At 63.8% G+C, this 18059-nt stretch carries 16 protein-coding genes; 12 read left to right on the top strand and 4 right to left on the bottom strand.

Annotated features, from left to right (window positions below):
* Positions 1 to 106 precede the first annotated feature (106 nt).
* Positions 107 to 2740 carry an AMP-binding protein gene (locus tag QFZ40_RS01780; protein ID WP_306902506.1) on the top strand — a complete coding sequence of 878 codons (2634 nt, stop codon included), beginning with the start codon at positions 107 to 109 and terminating at the stop codon, positions 2738 to 2740.
* On the opposite strand, the gene QFZ40_RS01785 is transcribed toward QFZ40_RS01780, so the two are convergent.
* On the bottom strand, positions 2737 to 6210 hold the full coding sequence (locus QFZ40_RS01785) for a putative Ig domain-containing protein (RefSeq protein ID WP_306902508.1): 3474 nt from the start codon (positions 6208 to 6210) through the stop codon (positions 2737 to 2739). The two genes, QFZ40_RS01780 and QFZ40_RS01785, sit on opposite strands and share 4 nt — an antisense overlap.
* Before the next feature lie 360 nt (positions 6211 to 6570).
* On the opposite strand from QFZ40_RS01785, the gene QFZ40_RS01790 reads away from it, so the two are divergent.
* Positions 6571 to 7233 (top strand): phosphotransferase family protein, encoded by a 663-nt coding sequence (locus QFZ40_RS01790; RefSeq protein WP_306902510.1) that lies wholly within the window; start codon positions 6571 to 6573, stop codon positions 7231 to 7233.
* Between the two features lie 18 nt (positions 7234 to 7251).
* Here QFZ40_RS01790 and QFZ40_RS01795 read toward each other — a convergent pair whose 3' ends face one another.
* Positions 7252 to 7953, bottom strand: a complete 702-nt coding sequence (locus QFZ40_RS01795; RefSeq protein ID WP_306902512.1) for a DUF4386 domain-containing protein — start codon at positions 7951 to 7953, stop codon at positions 7252 to 7254.
* Positions 7954 to 8036: 83 nt separating this feature from the next.
* Here QFZ40_RS01795 and QFZ40_RS01800 point away from each other — a divergent pair, with 83 nt between their 5' ends.
* From QFZ40_RS01800 to QFZ40_RS01820, 5 genes are all read left to right on the top strand, one after another.
* Complete coding sequence (locus QFZ40_RS01800) at positions 8037 to 8741, top strand: TetR/AcrR family transcriptional regulator C-terminal domain-containing protein (protein ID WP_306902514.1); 705 nt, start codon at positions 8037 to 8039, stop codon at positions 8739 to 8741.
* Between the two features lie 281 nt (positions 8742 to 9022).
* On the top strand, positions 9023 to 9238 hold the full coding sequence (locus tag QFZ40_RS01805; protein ID WP_306902516.1) for a hypothetical protein: 216 nt from the start codon (positions 9023 to 9025) through the stop codon (positions 9236 to 9238).
* A gap of 72 nt (positions 9239 to 9310) precedes the next feature.
* A complete protein-coding gene (locus QFZ40_RS01810; RefSeq protein ID WP_306902517.1) occupies positions 9311 to 9643 on the top strand; it encodes an ArsR/SmtB family transcription factor in 333 nt (110 codons plus the stop codon).
* 14 nt (positions 9644 to 9657) lie between these two features.
* The gene (locus tag QFZ40_RS01815; protein ID WP_306902518.1) at positions 9658 to 10155 is read left to right on the top strand and encodes an SRPBCC family protein; all 498 of its coding nucleotides are present in this window, start codon (positions 9658 to 9660) and stop codon (positions 10153 to 10155) included.
* Between the two features lie 138 nt (positions 10156 to 10293).
* Entirely contained in the window at positions 10294 to 10638 is a 345-nt protein-coding gene (locus QFZ40_RS01820; RefSeq protein ID WP_306902519.1) for a hypothetical protein, read from the top strand.
* Between the two features lie 26 nt (positions 10639 to 10664).
* Here the strand turns inward: QFZ40_RS01820 and QFZ40_RS01825 are convergent, their stop codons facing one another.
* Together QFZ40_RS01825 and QFZ40_RS01830 are read right to left on the bottom strand one after the other, a co-directional pair.
* Entirely contained in the window at positions 10665 to 10898 is a 234-nt protein-coding gene (locus tag QFZ40_RS01825; protein WP_306902520.1) for a hypothetical protein, read from the bottom strand.
* A 1-nt stretch (position 10899) separates the two neighbouring features.
* Complete coding sequence (locus QFZ40_RS01830; RefSeq protein WP_306902521.1) at positions 10900 to 11157, bottom strand: hypothetical protein; 258 nt, start codon at positions 11155 to 11157, stop codon at positions 10900 to 10902.
* A gap of 250 nt (positions 11158 to 11407) precedes the next feature.
* Between QFZ40_RS01830 and QFZ40_RS01835 the strand changes: the two genes are divergently transcribed.
* From QFZ40_RS01835 to QFZ40_RS01855, 5 genes are all read left to right on the top strand, one after another.
* Entirely contained in the window at positions 11408 to 12085 is a 678-nt protein-coding gene (locus QFZ40_RS01835; protein WP_306902523.1) for an SGNH/GDSL hydrolase family protein, read from the top strand.
* A 422-nt stretch (positions 12086 to 12507) separates the two neighbouring features.
* Positions 12508 to 13026 carry a flavin reductase family protein gene (locus QFZ40_RS01840; protein WP_306902524.1) on the top strand — a complete coding sequence of 173 codons (519 nt, stop codon included), beginning with the start codon at positions 12508 to 12510 and terminating at the stop codon, positions 13024 to 13026.
* A 233-nt stretch (positions 13027 to 13259) separates the two neighbouring features.
* Positions 13260 to 15443, top strand: coding sequence for an alpha-galactosidase (locus QFZ40_RS01845; protein WP_306902526.1), 2184 nt, complete (start codon positions 13260 to 13262; stop codon positions 15441 to 15443).
* Between the two features lie 102 nt (positions 15444 to 15545).
* Positions 15546 to 16565 (top strand): LacI family DNA-binding transcriptional regulator, encoded by a 1020-nt coding sequence (locus tag QFZ40_RS01850; protein ID WP_306902527.1) that lies wholly within the window; start codon positions 15546 to 15548, stop codon positions 16563 to 16565.
* A 150-nt stretch (positions 16566 to 16715) separates the two neighbouring features.
* On the top strand, positions 16716 to 18014 hold the full coding sequence (locus QFZ40_RS01855; RefSeq protein WP_306902528.1) for a sugar ABC transporter substrate-binding protein: 1299 nt from the start codon (positions 16716 to 16718) through the stop codon (positions 18012 to 18014).
* Positions 18015 to 18059: the final 45 nt, after the last annotated feature.

Here is an 18059-nt window from a genome sequence, read left to right on the forward strand (position 1 = left end):
ACAGGGCCTGTCAAAGGAACTTGCGAAACTGCCACATTGTGTCGGTTGTGCGAGGGGGCGTAACGCCATTTGAGTTAGGTTAGGGTTACCTACTAAAGTACTGGCGATGACCATACAGCCAGACTTGGCGGGTGTCTCCTTCGCCGCGGGCCTGGCCAGGTTTGGAGACCGGACCGCTGTTCACTTCAACGGCCAGTCGATGAGCTACCGTGACCTCGCCGCCCGGGTGGACGAGATTGTCCACTCCCTGGGAGGCGTGCGTCGGCTTGTTGCCCTCGAGGCGGACAACACCCTGCCTTCACTTCTGGTCTACCTTGCCGCGCTGGCCGCCGGGCACCCGTTGCTCATCCTGCCCCCGGGAGGCCAGGCAGCCGAAGCGCTTGTCGCTGCCTACGATCCGGACGTTGTCGCTCGCGTGACGGATGGCGTTCCCGTGTTGGACGTGCGCCGCGAAGGAACGCGCCATGAGTTGCATCCGGGACTGGCATTGCTGGTGAATACTTCGGGATCCACCGGCTCGCCGAAGCTGGTGCGCCTCTCCGCGGAGGGTGTCCAGGCCAACGCGGCTGCGATTGCCCGGTACCTTCATCTGCGTCCAGAGGACAAGGCGGCCACGACGCTTCCCCTGTCCTACTGCTACGGGATGTCCGTGGTGAACAGTCACCTGCTGGCAGGCGCGTCACTGGCGCTGACTGATACGTCCATAGTGGATCCGTGTTTTTGGGAGCTTGTCCGGGCCGAGGGCGTGACGTCGTTCGCGGCGGTTCCTTACACGTTTGAGCTGCTGGAGCGGGTGGGATTCGCGGAGATGGAGTTGCCGAGCCTGCGCTACATCACGCAGGCGGGCGGCCGCCTCGATCCGGACCGGGTGCGCGGCTATGCAGAATTGGGACGGCGCCGCGGCTGGGATTTTTTCGTCATGTACGGGCAGACCGAAGCCACGGCCCGGATGGCGTACCTGCCTCCGGACCTGGCAGCGTTGCACCCGCAGGCCGTCGGAGTGCCGGTCCCGGGCGGCAGCTTCCGCCTGGAGCCCGTCCCTGGCCTGGATGACTGCGAGCTTGTCTACTCCGGGCGCAACGTGATGCTTGGCTACGCCGAACGGCCCGAGGACCTCGCGCTGGGGCGCACGGTCCAGGAGCTTCGTACAGGTGACCTGGCACGGTGCACTCCGGAGGGACTGTACGAGATCGTGGGACGGCGCAGCCGGTTCGTGAAGATCGTCGGGCTCCGGCTGGACCTTGGCCAGGTGGAGCGGCTCCTTACGGGGCTTGGTGTTTCAGCGGCTGCGGCCGGCACAGACGAGCGGATTGTGGCAGCTGTTGAAGGCGGCCACGACCTGCCCCTGCTCGCCAAGACGCTCGCGCACGATCTCGGCGTTCCCCGGCGAACCATCCAGCTTCAGCCGGTGGAGGCCATCCCGCGCCTGGACAACGGAAAGCCGGACTATCCCGCCGTTCTGGCGCTGGCGGCCGATCATCACGACCTTGACGGCGCGGGCCTGGAACCCGGAGCGGATGCGGCCGGACCGGTGGATGATGCGCGGCGCATATTCGCCGAAGTGCTCGAACGCGAGGACGTCGCCGACACTGACACCTTCGTCTCCCTGGGCGGCGATTCGCTCTCGTATGTGGCCGCCTCCGTCCGGCTTGAGCGGGCCCTCGGAGGTCTTCCCAACGGCTGGCACCTAATGCCGGTCTGCGAGCTCCAGCCCCGTTCCGAAGCCGGTGGCCTGTTGTCGGGAGACACTGCCAGGGGCCGGAACGCCGGAAGGGTGCGGAAGTGGCGCCAGCGCCTGCTGGCACCGATGGAGACAGGGATTGTGCTGCGTGCCGTGGCCATCGTTTTCATCATCTCCACCCACATCGGGTGGTTTTCCTGGGAGGGTACGGCCCACGTGCTCATGGCCGTGGCCGGCTTCAACTTCGCCCGATTCCAACTGGGCGGGACCCGCCGGGGGCGGTTGCGCAGACAACTGAAGACCATTGCCCGGATAGTCGTGCCGAGTGTTGTTGTCATCGGCTTGGCGTTCGCGGTGACCGACACGTACAGCTGGGCCAATGTCTTCCTGCTCAACGCCGTTCTCGGTCCGGAGGGATGGAGCGACTTCTCACGCTTCTGGTTCGTGGAAGTGCTGGTTCATATTCTGCTCGGCGTCGCTGCCCTGCTGGCGATACCGGCCGCCGACAAAGCCCAGCGCAGGTGGCCGTGGGCCTTCCCTCTTGCCATCGTCGGCGCGGACCTGCTGGTGCGCTTCCACATCATTGACCTTCCGTTTCCGGGCCAGGGCCCCGTGCTGTGGCTGTTCGCCCTGGGATGGGCGGCTGCGGCGTCCCGGACCCTGTGGCACAGGGCCGCCGTGACAGCTATTGCCCTGCTGGCCATTCCGGGATTGTTCGACGACGAATACCGCAACGCGACCATCCTGGCCGGGGTCATCGTCCTCGTCTGGATCTCGAAACTGCCCGTGCCCCGCGGCCTGCACCGGTTCACGGCCCTGCTGGCCAGTTCTTCCCTGTACGCGTATGTCACGCACTGGCTCGTCTACCCGCTGTTCGACCAGGCGGGCAAGGGCCTTGCCGTCGCAATATCCCTGGCCGTCGGCATCGGTTACTGGGCAGTGGCTACCCGCGCCATGAGCGCAATCGAGCGCCGGCTGGGGGCTTGGCGCCGAAACGCCAGAGGACGACGGCGGGAGGTCCCGCCGTCGTCCTCCGGGCCCTTAGCGCTGCAGACCTAGGAGACCCGGTGCAGGAACTCAACTTCTGCAATGTTCACGTGGCCGCTGTGCTCGTCGAGCACCCGGACCTGACCAAAGTCGGCCCGCTGCGGGAGCGAGAACGTGTACCAGTTGGCGGCCGACATGCCCGTGATGGTCATGAACGTCTGCCACGTTGCTCCGCCGTCGTTGGAGCCCTGGATAACGGTCCCGTTGCCGCGCGCGATCTGGTCCGAGCGCGGGTAGACACGCACCATGTCGGCGACGATCCGGGTGCCATCGGTGGGATTGACCGTGACCCAGCCGTTGTTCGTTGTGGTGTCAGTGGCAGTCGCAGTGTTTTGGTCAAACATACGCCAGCCGTTCGCCTGCGTGGTGCCTGTTCCAGGCCATGCCCAGGTGGAGGCGTTCACCCAGCCCTGTGCGACAGGCGTGCGCTGGATCGCGGTGTTCCAGAGGGCAAGCCGGCTACCGTCCGTTGTGGCGGTGAGAGTCGCCCCGGACTTCCCTGAGGCGGTGCGGTAGTCCAGGCTGAACTGCACGTCCCGGCCGTACTCGACGTCGACGGGCAGCACGGCACTGGCCTTCCAGTGGATCCCGTCGGCGGACGTGGCAGCAGCGGCCGCGCCCTCGACGACGACGTTCAGCGATGCCAGCGGCTCAGTGGCGACGGCGTCGAGAGTGACAGTGTCCCCGTTGGTGGCCAGACCCTTGTTCGCGTTGGAGGTTGAGATGGTCAGCGCGGAAATCGCATTGGCCACTTCGAACCTCTGGCCATGGATCCGGAATTCGCTGAAAGACGAGATGCCGGGGTAGGCCGGGTCTGTCGCCACACCCGGGTGGTCCACTTGGACCTTCAGGTAGCGGAACGTCTGGCCTTTCACCTCGGCGCGCACGGGGATGGTCTCCATCGCGAAGCCGATGGCCGTCGTGTTGGTGGTTTCCCGTTCAGTGAGCAGGGTCCAGGTCCGTCCGTCACGGGAGCCATAGACGTTGGCGCCCTGGGAGCGGTTCGCGAAGTTGTACCGGGCCTGAAGGCCGAACGAATCAGCGGAGACCTGGTAGCCCTGGCTGAAGTCCAGCGTGAACGGTGCCCGCAAGTCTCCGGTCGTCGTGTTGAAGTCTCCGTCCATGAGGTTCCGCGGCTGGATACTGGTCGGGTTCGGCGTGACCAGGCCGCGGTAGTCGATCGATCCGTCGTCGGCCACCCGCGGTGTCAGGAGCTTGAGCCCTGCAACCGCAGCCTGGAGGCGCACAAGCTCCGCGAGGTAGCCGGCGTCGTCGGCCGTCTGCATGGCTGACGTGACTTCCTTCCGGACAGCGTCGAAAGCCGCGAACGACGGCGACTCGTACACCGCGTTCGGATCGAAGCCTTTCAGTGCGGCGTCCAAGGCTGCCTGCCTGTTGGCGGCCACCACTACGGTGACGGGACGGGTCGCGACGGTGGTGCCGTCGTCGGCCACGACCAGGAAGGTGACCGTAGCCACCTCTGCTGCGGTCGGCTTCCACGTAAGCTGGGCGGTCGCGGAGTCGAGGCTGGCACCGGCCGGCAGGCCTACGCCCGCATACTTGAGCACCTCACCGGGAGCGTCGGTGGCTGCGAGTGAGCGTGTCAGGTCCGCCCCGGCGACAGCGATGATCGGGGTGGTCACATCGGCAGGGAACTGCGGTGGCGTCAACTGGCTCTTGGCCTCAAGGTTGACGTAGTCGAAGTCCGCCCGGACGTTGGCAGTCCCAAGGACGGTGAAATATGCAAGGTTTTCACCGCCCAGGTCCTTGCCTGCCAGTTTCTCCGCGTCAACGTCGTAGGTGACATAGCGCCACTCGTTGCCCGTGTCGGGCAGCGGGACCTCCAGCCGATTTGCCGGGTCCTTCCCGATCGCGAGCGTTGCCGGCCCGTTCGTCCGGTACTGTACTCCGACCGGACTGTAGCCGGTACGGCTGGGATACATGAGCGTGCGCACAGCGATGGTGTTGCCCTTCTTGGACGCGTCGACGCGCACGAAGGTCCGGTCGTCCTCCGTCATGACTTTCGAGTGCGTGTCCATTGCAGAGCTGCGGGTCTCGATCTGGACCTTCGCGTCAGTAGCCGCGGGCAGGGTCTGGCCCGCGAGCTGTGGTGGGAGAGACAGCCAGAACTCAGGGCTGTAGTCCGGGTTGCTGTTCCAGAAGTTGTACAGCCCTGTGCCCCAGTAGAACTCGGGGCCGTCGCCTTTGGAGTGCAGTTCGGCCACATGGGGCGCCTCCTTCTCCACGTCCACCCCGAGGTCGTATTTGTAGACGTTGTACAGCTCGTTGACGGGATCGTACATGCGGCCGCGGTAGGCCTCGGAAATTGATCCGGGCCCGCCTGTGGTGTCGATCCAGGGAGTCTCGTAGCCCAGCATGTAGCCCGTGAATGCGTCCGCAGCCTTGAGGAGGCGGTCACCGAGGAAATTGTAGGGGGAGACTGCATCCGAAGCCGAGGAGACGGTGCCCGCCTTCGGATCCACCTTCGTCCCCTGCACCGTCAGGAAGCGGGCCAGGGCGCCGGTGGTGTCAATCCCGTCCCAGGCGTGGGCCTGGTCGCGGCCCATCTCCTGGTGCTGGACGAAATCGTAGCCATAGGTGTTGAGGGGATCGTCCTTGGAGATCAGCGGGAATTGAGCAGCGATAGAGCCGTTTTGTTCGGGACGGGATGTCGTGGCGTTGACGGTGTACCACTCCACTGCCTCGTTGTACCGGTCACGGTTGCTCGTGAAGATGTACCCTGCGATCGCGCCGATCAGCGGATAGGTGTGCTGGTTCAGGTAGCGCCAGTTGGTGTGCAGGAACGTTTCGGTCATAGGGACGATGAGGTTGGTGCTCAGCTTAGTGGTGTCCTGGTCGTTCCAGTGCAGGTCATAGGCGGTATAGCCGTCGGGGACGCTTGTGGCCCGGAAAAGCTCGGCCGCGGCGAGTAGCCGGTAGAGCGGCACGCCCGAGTGGATGTGCGCATCCGGGTAATACGCGTACTTGGCCGGGTCCATGTTGCTCCAGGTCCTGATCAGCCGCATGCCGTTTTCCCGGTACACGGGGTCGCCCGTGATGACGTAGAGAACTGCCTGCGTGTAGGCGCCGAAGGCGTCCCGGATGAGCTTGCTCTCGACACCCTGGGAGTTGAACGCTGTGGTTCCCGGCAGATCGGGGACACTGCTGGCATTGGAGGAGCGGAAGTCCTTCGCGGCGAAGGGCGTCTTTGCCATGGCGTCGTAGTAGCTCTTCCACGGTTCGGTGCCGGCTTTGACCATGTCCCTGGCGTTGCGAAGGCTCGCCGCGGTCACCCCGATGCCCGGATGGGCAAAGCCGCTCGCATCCACGCTCTCGGTGATGGTCACGTCCTGGCCGGTATCGGCCACGGCCGGGGTGGCGCTCCCCGGCAGGGCGATGCCCCCTGCCGGGGCCACGAGGGCAACGGCTGCGGCAAGCCCCAGCACGCGGGCCCATCGCCTCATCATTGAAGCTTCTTTCATCGGTCCTCCTGGATCGATTGGTGGTTCATTTTTTCGGGTGCAGTTCTGTTTGGAGCACTAGCTCGGGTAGACCGCCTGCCCGCGGCCTGATGCGGCCCTCGACGATACGGAGGTGCGCGCCCGGTGCGCCGCAGGGGTAGGCGCGGAGCAACGGATTTTCGGCAAGCCTATCCGCGATCGGATGCTCAGGCAATCGTTATCCTGAGATTCAGGCAATCGTTTTCCTGACGCTGAGAGAGGTCACCGAAGTCGTGGGCAACGACATGTGGCCGATCCCGCTCCCAATGCTTCATGGCAGACCTGAACGCTGGCTATCAGTACAGACCAGACCGAAGGGCGATTCCATGCAAAAATTGCCGAATGCGGCACGGGTATACCAACAGGACCAGCCGGATCCCGGGGGCCGTTCTCAAAAGGTACGCCGGCCCTGATTCCTCCTTGCGCCAGGACAATGAACGACAGGCGCTGCGTGCCCTGGCCGGACGCTATCCAGTGCCGGACATTTTGGACGAGGGGAAGGACTCGCTTCTGCTTGGATTCCTCCCCGGTGAGCACGGACAGGACCTTATCGACGCCGGCCATGCGGAGGCTGTATTGCATGCCTGCGGCCTCGCGCTCAAGGCATTGCACGCCATTGACATCTCGTCAGTGTTTCCCCGGAGTACAAGCCGGGAACACGTTCTTGTCCACGGCGATTTCGGGCCAAACAACATGCTTCTCGACGCAGTGACCTTTGACGTGACAGCAGTTCTGGACTGGGAATTCAGCGCGCCTGGTGATGCCGCAGTGGACGTGGCGTGGTGCGAGTGGATCGTTCGGATGCATCACCCCGCCGCTGTACCTTCCCTTTCAGCGTTCCACCATGCATACGGGCCGGTTCCCCCATGGCCATTACGCCAGGCAACCATGATCCGGCGCTGTTTGTGGCTGCAGGAATTCAGCAAGAGGTTGGACACTGCGGGCGGGGGCGCTGCGTTGTGGGAGGACAGGCTTTTGAAGACGGCTGGCTGGACGGAACGATAATTCCCTGCCGTAAAGGTTTCAGGCAGGCAGCTTGCGGCCCTTGATCAGGAGCCAGAAGATGCCCGCCGTTTCACCGATGATTCCGAAGAGGCCATAGACCGGCGTGAAGCCGCTGACGAAAGCGACGCCGAGTGCATCAGCGCAATAGCCTGCCCCGCTGATCGCCAGGAGGATGCCGAAGATCGTGGGCACGAATTTCGAACGCCATTGCAGGTACCCGATCAGGACGATGTGGACGCCGAACAGACCCAGGCTGATCAGCCAGATCGAGCTGAACAGCTCGATGGCCTGCAGTGCCTGCTTCGGTACGTCCAGGAGGGTGTAGGCGCTGACCAGTTGGGCTGCAGCAACTGCGAAGAGCGTTGAATACGCCACGCGGATCCAGGCCGCCACGGCGGAAAGCCGCCGGTTCACCCCTTTGAAAAGCGTGTACCAGGCTCCGGCCACGATAACGTCCAGAAGGATCACGACGGCGATGCACGCGAGCCCGGCAAGGTAGGGCAGGCCCGAACGGGAAATGGCTTCAGCAGTCTTGGTTGCATCCCCCGGCGTGATGAGCGGGACGATCCCGCCGTAGTAGCCCACAGGCATCAGGACCACCATGAGCGCAAGCGCCATACCGGACACCAGGCTTGATGTGGCCTTGGACCACTGGCGGTAGCCGAGGATCGATCCCTGGGTCTTCGGAGTGGAACCGGAAAGGGTTGACTGCGAACTCATCATCGTCCTTACGTTGTAAGCTTATGGTGTAAGTAAATTACATCTACGGTGTAAGGTTGTCAACGAGCAGCAGGAGGATACGAATGACAGCGAGGAACGCAGCCGGCGGCGAAAGCCGCGTCCGCTTGAGCCGGGACCGCGTGCTCCTAACGGCCATCCAGTTGGCGGATGATGGGGGGATTGAGCGGCTGACCATGCGCCGGCTCGGCGAGGAACTGGGCGTCGAGGCAATGTCGCTTTATAACCATGTGTCCAACAAAGAGGACCTGCTTCACGGCATGATTGACGCAGTATTCGGCGAGATCGAGCTGCCATTGCACAGTGACGACTGGAAAACAGCCCTGCGGAAACGGTCAGTCTCAGTCCGGGAGGTGCTGGCCCGGCATCCCTGGGCGAACGGGCTGATGGATTCCGGCACCAATCCCGGGCCTGCGACGCTGAGGCACCACGACCGGGTGCTGGGAACGCTGCGGAGCGGCGGATTCTCCCTTGCCATGACCGCCCATGCATTCTCTGCACTGGACAGTTACATCTACGGGTTTGCCAGGCAGGAAAAGGCCCTTCCCTTCGATACCTCCGAGCAGGCTGCTGCGATCGCACAGGTCATGCTGGCCGGCCTGCCTGCCAGTGAATACCCCTACCTCTTCGAGCTCACAGCCAAGCATGTCCTGCAGCCCGGCTACAGCTACTCCAGTGAATTCACCTTCGGGCTCGATCTTCTCCTGGATGCCCTGGAAACCGCACGCGACTCGGATGCCAACAGCGCCCAGGCGGCATCAGGCGGCTAGCCTGCCAGAATGAGATGCACGGCGTTAACACAGTTTTAACCTCGCCGGTGCACGTTTTGTATTGCTCCTTGGCTTCCGATCATCCAGACTGACTACAGATCCGCAGGAAGAAATGCTTCCGCCGATCCACCAGCCGCCGACATTCGGCAGGCCTCCGCCCCATTCACTGAAATGCCGGGCCACCCTCGCGAACCACAGCCTTCCGCCTCTCCGGGCATGCCCGGACAGGCAAGCCTGTGGCCCCGGAACGCCCGGCGCATCTCGTCGAGAAAGAGACCATCATGATCAAGCGCCAATCGGATCTCGTCCTGGAAATTACCGCCCACGATCCGGTCACCGTCGAAAACGACCTGAATTCAGCCGTGGAGATCGCCCGGGAACACGCCATGAAGGAATGCCATCACGGCATCCTGGTCACCAGGCACGATTACACCAGCTATACCGTTGCCGTCAGCCGCGACGTCCCGTTTGGGCAGACCTACGAACGGGCGGAATGAGAGTCCGGTCCCCCCGTGGCGGTTCCAAACACCCGTTGACACCCAAAGGCCATACGCCTATCCTACAACCAAATGGTTGTAGATCCGATGAGCGATGCCGACCTCGACCGCCTCTTCCAGGCGTTCGCGGATGCCACCCGGCGGGATATTGTCCGGCGTGTCACGGTGGCTGAGTACTCTGTGTCCGGCCTCGCTGCTCTCTACGCCATGAGTTTCGCCGCGGTGCAAAAGCACGTGGCGGTGTTGGAGCGCGCTTCGCTGGTCACCAAGGAAAAGCGCGGAAGGGAGCAGATCGTGCGGGGGAACCATGAAGGCCTGCAGAACGCCCGGCGGCTGCTCGACGAATATGAGGCGATCTGGCGGCAGCGTGTCGTGCGGATCGCAGACATTCTGGCTGAAGGATAGGAAAGGGCTCCGCAATGACCGTTATCAGTTCCACCAAGAATCTTGAGGCATTGAGCTTCACCCTGATCGCCGAATTCGACGCCGGCGTGGAGCGCGTCTGGCAGGTCTGGGAAGACCCCCGGCAGCTGGAGCGCTGGTGGGGCCCGCCCACCTGGCCGGCCACCTTCGAGCAGTTCGACTTCCAGCCTGGCGGCAGAGCCGGCTATTACATGACGGGTCCGGAGGGCGAGAAGGCCGGGGGCTGGTGGCTCTTCACTTCCATCCAGGCCCCAAGCCAGCTGGAGTTCGACGACGGTTTCGCCGATGACAACGGCGCTCCGGTCGAGGCCATGGGGACCACCCACGCCGTCGTCACCCTCGAGGACCTTGGCGGCCGCACACGGATGACCATCAACTCCTCGTTCGAGTCGGAGGAGCAGATGGAACAGATGGTCGAAATGGGCATGGAAGAGGGCATGAAGGAGGCTACAGGGCAGATCGACGCGATCCTCTCGGAGCACGCCCGCGCCTGATAGCACCACCCTGACCGAACGCAAAACGTGAGGGGACGACGGCGGAGCCTCCCGCCGTCGTCCCCTTCCTGCTGCCCACGGCCAGCGGTACCATCAGCGCAAGCCAAATCAGCAGCAGGAGACGATCCAGGAGTACCGGTGGCGTCGCGAACAGTATCCAGGCTTCAAGGCAGCTTCAACGCCGTGAGCGGCATCTGGCCGCTGGTCCACATGCGCAGCTTCGAGGCTGTAACCGGGCCGAAAACAGACAAATGGCTGGTCCGCACCGTATCCGGCCTCCTCGTCACTATCGGCGTGGTCCAGTTCCTCAGCCGCGACGGCATCCAGGACCAGGCCGTGGCCAAGCGCCTTGGCATAGGAACAGCAGCGACCCTGGCCGCCATCGATGTGGTTTATGCGGCCAAGGGACGGATCAGCAAGATCTACTTACTCGATGCCGTCGTCGAAATCCTCTGGATCCGCATGTGGCAGCGGAAGCCGTGACCCGCCCTGGCCGCCGTGACCCGCCCCTATTCGGGTACCTCGATCTGGAAGCCGCAGGCACACCTCAGCACACGGGTGGAGAGGTAAACGTCCAGGGCTTCATCCTGGACGTTTTCTGTTGTCCGGGGTGAGTGGCAGCGCCGGACTTCCGCCCCGCCTTTTTCCATCAACTGTCCGCAGTGCATGTAGTGGCCGGCGAAGACAAGCACGTTGTCCTGGCTGGGTCCCTCGGGAACGAAGGCGTCGGGGCTGATGGACACGTCAGGCCGCCGAGGGGTAGCTGGCCAGGATGTAGTCCGCCGCGGCAGGACCGTTCATCCGGAGCCGGCTGTCGTGGACATCAATGCCGTTCCGCCTCATGGCGGCCCGGAAGGCGTCGTCTGATTTGGGCTCAAGACGGTGAAGAAGGCACCAGCTGACGTACAGTCCGTAAAGGCAATCAGGCTGCAGCGGGCAGTCGGTATCCGGGTCCGGAACGGTGGCTTCGTAGAGGAATTGCGCAAAATGCGAGGTGGCCATGACGGGCTCATTTCCGCGATGTGCAATATGTGCCGCCGTGTGTCTACAGCAGCGTTTCTTGCGGCCGTGCACTCGGCCGGAAGAGGTCCCGCCCTCATGGGCTGTTACCGGGATTGCTAATGAATTTACGGCTCGGCGCCGTGTCTGTCCAGAGAAATGGCAAAATTAAGGGCACCCCGGGAAGCGCGCCGGGGACCCTCAAAAAGTTCACGAGGCATGCAGTTCGAGGGCACGGAAAGGGGGCTGATTCATGATTCCTGTTCAAGGTCCGGTAGCGTCCAAGGGGCACGTGGTTCTGCTCGGTGACTCCATCTTCGACAACAAGGCGTACGTCGGCGGCGGTCCTGACGTCATCAGCCAGCTTCGAGGCGAGCTCCCGCCCGGTTGGCAGGCCACGCTTCTCGCCGTGGACGGGGATGTCATCTCCGGAGTCCTGGCCCAGCTTCGCTCCCTGCCCCAGGATGCGACCCATCTTGTGGTCAGCGCCGGCGGAAACGACGCGCTCGGCTTTGCTTACCTGCTCGCAGCCCCTGCCGGCTCGGTCGCAGAAACCCTCCAGCTGTTCGGCAGGGCCCAGGCGCGGTTTGCCACCGATTATGAGGCGATGGCGGAAGCGCTCGAAGTCACCGGGCTGCCCTTTGCTGTATGCACGATCTACGACACTCCCGCTTCAGTGCCGGAGCACAGGCTCATCAAGGCTGCGCTGGCATTCTTCAATGACTGCATCACCCGTGCAGCCTTCTCCCGTGGGCCTGCCCTGATCGATCTTCGCCTTATCTGCGACGACGACGGCGACTACGCCAACTCCATCGAGCCGTCTGCCCAGGGAGGGTCAAAGATCGCCCGGGCGACCGCGGCCGTGGTGGGTTTTCGCCAGTCTTCCCGCAGTTCCACTGTCATTGCCGGAGTCTCTGTCGTTCCCCGCTGACCGGGCGTATTCTTGGCATTGATCCGGTTCCTGGGGTGTCGGGGAATCCATATGAAGCCAAGGGGAAGGCGGCATAGATGTGCATCAGTGAGCTGTGGGACAAGCTCGATGCCACCACGCAAAGATGGCTGACGGAAAACCCAGGATGCCAGATCTTGCCACGCACAGTATCGACGAAGATCAGCATTGCGGCGGGCGACACGATCGAGCGTGACCAGCATGGGCAGATAGTGCTGTCCAAGGAGGACCGCGACTTCATCGCGGCTAAGGGCTAGGGCTGTTATCCCGGAGCCGGGTTTCGTTACCCCGTGCTTCGGGCTGTGAACCCGCATTGCCTTGCACGTCGGTGCGTTTCACCTGGTGTTGAGAACAGGGATATTCCAGTGGTTTGTTTATTGGACAGGCCCCGAAAGGAAGAAACCATGTCTGAACACCTGGATCTCACACCGCACAGATTGCGCACTGTCCTTGGCCATTTTGCCTCCGGCCTGACAGTGATTACGGCCGCAACCGGTCGCGGGCCCGCAGGCTTCACCTGCCAGTCGTTTTCGTCACTCTCGCTGGATCCGGCACTGGTGACCTTCAGCCCGGCCCGGACCTCCAGCACGTGGCCGTTGCTGCGCGCCGCCGGCAGTTTCACCGTGAATATCCTGCCGGCGGAGCACCAGCACCTGGCCACCCAGTTCGCCCGGTCTGGAGCTGACAAGTTCGCGGGCGTGGGCCACTCGCCGTCGCCGCTGGGAAATCCTGTGCTGGATCAGGCGCTGGCCTGGGTGGACTGCGAGCTATACCGGGAGTACGACGGCGGCGACCACACTATCGTTGTGGCAGCGGTCCGGGCGCTCAGCGCCCGTTCGGACGCCGAGCCGCTGCTTTTCTTTCGGGGCGGCTACTACGCGGGCGTCCATTCCAGCGCAGGGCTGCTTGAAAGTGTGGCATGAGTGTGACGGGCCACTACCCCCTGACCGGGTGACGGCGGCCGGCGGGACATAACGTCCCTCGCTACGGCACCGATGGGGGATGACGGCGGCGGGATGTCCCGCCGTCGTCGTCTCCACATATGAGCCCCTCATCCAATTGCTCGCTAAACTCTCGGGATAACGTTATCCTGTTGGAACTGACCATCGTTTAGCGGGCGGCTTCCGTGCCTCGCCGCATATTCCCGGGAGCCACCATGACCCTTGCGCACATCAGTCCCGAACTTGAGGACAAGCCGCCGACTCTTGAGGTCGCGGCCGGCGGAGAGGTGCTGTCCTGGGGGAATGACTGCCTGCAGCTGCACTTCCTTCATGGCGAACACATCGCACCCAGGCTGCTGGCCATCCAGCATGCGCAACTCCAGCCGCGCGACCTGGAGGAGCTGCGCCGGTCATCGCTGCCGATCGTGGAGATTGCCCTTGCCGGTGACGGGCGGCACGGTACCGCCGGCAAGCGCCATGTGGACGGCGGAGCTGCCCAGCGGCTCAGGCTCACAGGCGTGCAGGAATCCGAAGCCGAGGGCTTACGCCGGCTGGAATTGCGTGCCGCGGATCCCGTCTCAGGCGTCATCGCCACCGTCCACTACGAACTCGGCACCGGTTCGTCCGTACTGCGGTGCTGGACCGAACTGCAGGCCGGAAGTTCCGCCGTCGGCGTTGAATACGTCTCCTCCCTCACTCTGTCCGGACTCGGCCACGGCCAGGACTGGGAAGAGCAGCTGGGTCTCTGGCAGGCTGCCAACCCCTGGTCGGGCGAGTTCCGCTGGGGGCGGGCCACCCTCGCGGAACGGGGTCTTTACAACGTGGGGATGGTCGAATACGGACAGGTTGGCTCCAAGAATCGGATCGCCTCGACATCAACCGGCGCCTGGTCCACTGCCGAACAACTGCCCATGGGCATCCTTGAGGACCTGGCTACCGGGAGCATGCTGGCCTGGCAGCTGGAGCACAACGGTGCCTGGCACTACGAACTCGGCGACCGGTACGATGACCTCTACCTCACGGTCTCCGGCCCCACAGCTGCCGAGCATCAGTGGTCGGTGACGCTGGAATCCGGCGAAACATTCACCACCGTGCCCGCAGCCGTGGCCGTTGTCCCGAGCGGCGGCTTCGACGCCGTCGCCGCCGAGCTGACCGCCTACCGCCGCAGCATCCGGCGGCCGCATCCCGACAATGTGGAACTTCACGTCATTTACAACGACTTCCTCAACTGCCTCATGTCGGACCCCACAACCGAAAAGGAACTGCCGCTGATCGCGGCGGCAGCCGCGCTGGGAGTGGAAGTCTTCTGCATCGACGCCGGGTGGTACGACGACGAGAACGGCGGCTGGTGGGATTCGGTGGGGGAGTGGGAGCCCTCCATTAACCGCTTCCCCGACGGCGGCCTGGCCGGCCTGATCGGGAAGATCCGTGACGCCGGCATGAAGCCTGGCCTGTGGCTCGAGCCGGAAGTGGTGGGGGCGCGGAGCCGCCTTGCCGGGCTTCTTCCCGCTGAGGCCTTCTTCAGCCGCGGCGGAGAACGCATCAAGGAGTGGGGCCGCTACCAGCTGGACCTGCGCCACCCCGCGGCCCGCGCCCACCTGGACGGGGTGGTGGACCGGCTGATGGCCGATTTTGACCTGGCCTACCTCAAGCTGGACTACAACATCGATATCGGCGCCGGCACGGACCTGAACGGTGCGGCCGGGGCCGGGCTGCTGGACCACAACCGTGCGTTCCTGGAATGGGTGACCGACGTGATGGACAGGCATCCCGGCCTGACGGTCGAAGGCTGCGCGGCAGGCGGATCCCGCACCGACGGCGCCTCTGGTGCAGTGTTCCCGGTCCAGTCGCTAACCGACCAGCAGGACTTCGCCAAGACGCCACCTATCTCGGCGGCGGCGCCGCTTGCCATCACGCCCGAACAGTCCGGCGTCTGGGCCTCCGTGGAAGGGCCCATGGGCGATGAACAGTTGGCCTTTTCGATGATCAGCGCGCTGCTGTCACGGGTGCACCTTGCCGGCCGGATCGATACACTCGGGCCCGCTCAGCTGGAAGTGGTCCGTGCGGGAGTGGAAGCCTACAAGCTGTTGCGTGCGGGGATCCCGACGAGCCTGCCCACCTTCCCCCTGGGACTTCCGGGGTGGCGCGACCAGTGGATTGCGCAGGGCGCCAGGCTGGGTGAACGGATGCTTGCCATTGCCGTGCACCGCAGGGGAGGCGGTACCGAACAGTCGATCGAGCTTCCGGCCTGGCTCGGCCAGCACCCTGCCGCCACGGTGGCGTACCCGGCATGGGGCGGGACGGACGTCGTGGTGGTTCCCGGAAGCCAGGGTCCGGCGGCCCTTCACATCACGCTGGAGGAAGAGAACAGCGCCAGGCTCATCCTCATCCAGGCCTGACGGCCTTTCCGGGGACTAGGATCATTCTTCCCTTGACAGTTGCAAAACGTTTTGTTTATAGTGATGCGAGCCACATAAAACGTTTTGCAAAGGATTGGGTCGATGACGACAAGAGCGGGTATCAGGGACGTAGCGAAGGCAGCAGGTGTTTCTGTCACTACCGTGTCCCACGCCTTGAGCGAAACGCATCGTTCGCGGGTCAGTCCCCGGACTGTCGCTCTTGTTAGGGCCGCGGCTGAAGACCTTGGCTATGCGCCGAACCGCATGGCCAGCGGGTTGCGGAACCAGCGCTCCCAGATCCTCGGACTGGTCAGCGATGAGATCACCACGACCCCCTTCGCCGGCGCCATGCTCCAAGGAGCCCAGGATGCAGCGTCAGAGCACGGCTACCTGCTGATGGTGGTTAACTCCGGACTGGACAATGAGCTGGAGCGCCAGGAAATCCGGGCACTTCAGCAACACCAGGTGGACGGCGTGATCTACGCCCGCATGTACCACCACCTGGTATCGATCCCCGAGGAGCTGCGGGGCGCCCCCACCGTCCTGCTCGACGCGATTTCAGAGGACAGAAGCTATTCCTCCGTGGCGCCTGATGAGTACGGTGCCGGCGAGTCTGCCGCAGAGGTCCTCATCGAGGCCGGACACCGCCGCATCGGCATGATCAACGACCAGGACGACATTCCGGCAGCCCACGGGCGCCGGGCCGGCTTCCTGGCCGCCCTTGAGCGCCATGGCCTGTCCGCGCCGCCCCATCATTACCTGACAGTTCCACCGAGCACGGCGGGGGGCAGGAAGGGAGCGTTGGAAATGCTCTCTCTTCCGGACCGCCCCACGGCGCTGTTCTGCTTCAACGACCAGATGGCCATGGGCGCTTATCAAGCAGCCTCAGCCGTAGGCCTTCGCATCCCGGAAGACCTCTCACTGGTGGGCATGGACAACCTTGAACTCATTGCAGATGCACTGTTGCCCGGTCTCACCACTGTCGCACTGCCCCACTACGAGATGGGTTCCTGGGCCGTTACCCGGCTACTGGATGAGATCGAAAAGCCCGGCCTGCAGCCCAGGCAGGAAAAACTCCTTTGCCCCGTTATCTCAAGGGGCTCAGTGGGGCCGCCGTCTTAGCCGAGTTGTTGGCGTACAAGACAGCGCAGAAACACAGCACCATCGTTCCAGCCCTCCGGATTCATGAAAGGGGCGCAGCCGTTGCACCCGGCCGCGCCCCAAAGGACCCGGCGCAATTCCCCATGCACAAACTCGCAGAAAGATTTGACCATGATGAACAAACAATTCACCCGGATCCTTGCCACCAGCATAGCCGCGGCCGCACTCGTCGGCGGCCTGGGGGCGTGTAGCAAGGGCGGCGCTTCGGCCTCGGCCGGTGACTCAAAGGAGATCACGCTGTGGACCCACGCCGCCGGAAACCCGCAGGAACTGGCGGCGACCCAGGCGCTCGTCGACTCGTACAACAAGAGCAGCGGCGCGAAGGCCCAGATCAAGATCCAGGCGTTCCCCCAGGACACTTATAACGACTCCGTGGTCTCGGCCGCCGCCGCGGGCAAGCTTCCCTGCATCGTGGACATTGACGGGCCCAACGTTCCCAACTGGGCGTGGGCCAAGTACCTGACGCCGCTGAAGCTGTCCGCGGACCTTTCCAAGAGCCTCCCCAGCACTGTGGCCAAGTTCGAGGGCGAGACCTACGCGGTTGGGTACTTCGATGTCGCTTTGTCCATGCTTGCCCGCAAATCTGATCTCGCTGCCGCAGGCGTCCGCGTCGCCACCATCGAGAAGCCGTGGACCAAGGACGAGTTCCAGGACGCGCTGACCAAGCTCAAGGCCCTGGGCAAATGGGATTACCCGCTGGACATGGGTACTGCCGGAACGGGCGAGTGGCTGCCCTATGGGTACTCGCCGTTCCTGCAGTCCTTCGGCGGGGACCTGATCAACCGTGACGGATTCAAATCCGCTGAAGGTGCCCTGAACGGTGACAAGGCTGTCCAATGGGCGAAGTGGTTCCGCGGGCTTGCGGACCAGGGCTTCATGGCCGCGAAGAGCGGCAAGGACTCCACACAGGACTTCCTCAATAACAAGAGCGCCATCGTCTACACCGGTTCCTGGGCCGGGGATAAGGCCAGGGCCACCCTGGGTGATGACCTGGCGGTCATGCCTTCGGTGGATCTTGGCAACGGACCCAAGATCGGCGGAGCTTCCTGGCAGTGGGGAGTCGCCAGTGGCTGCACCAATACGGATGCCGCCATGGACTACCTGTCCTATTCCCTGAAGCCGGAAAACGTGGCCGCCGTCGCCAAGGCGGCGGGAGCCATCCCAGCCACCAACGAGGCTGCGGCGCTGATTCCCGCGTTCGCCGAGGGCGGTGCCAACCGGATCTTCATGGACTTCTCCCGCAAGTACGCAGTGATGCGTCCTGAAACCCCGGCCTATCCCTTCATCGCCACCGAATACGGCAAGGCTGTCCAGGACATCCTGGCTGGCGCCGATCCCAAGCCGGCCCTGGACAAGGCCGTGAAGGCCATTGACGCCAACATCAAGTCCAACGGCGGCTACCAAAAGTAGCCAGCCGCGGCGGTACGACGACGGCGGCCTGCAACTGCCGCCGTC

Source organism: Arthrobacter pascens (assembly GCF_030816475.1).
Taxonomy (GTDB): Bacteria; Actinomycetota; Actinomycetes; order Actinomycetales; family Micrococcaceae; genus Arthrobacter; species Arthrobacter pascens_B.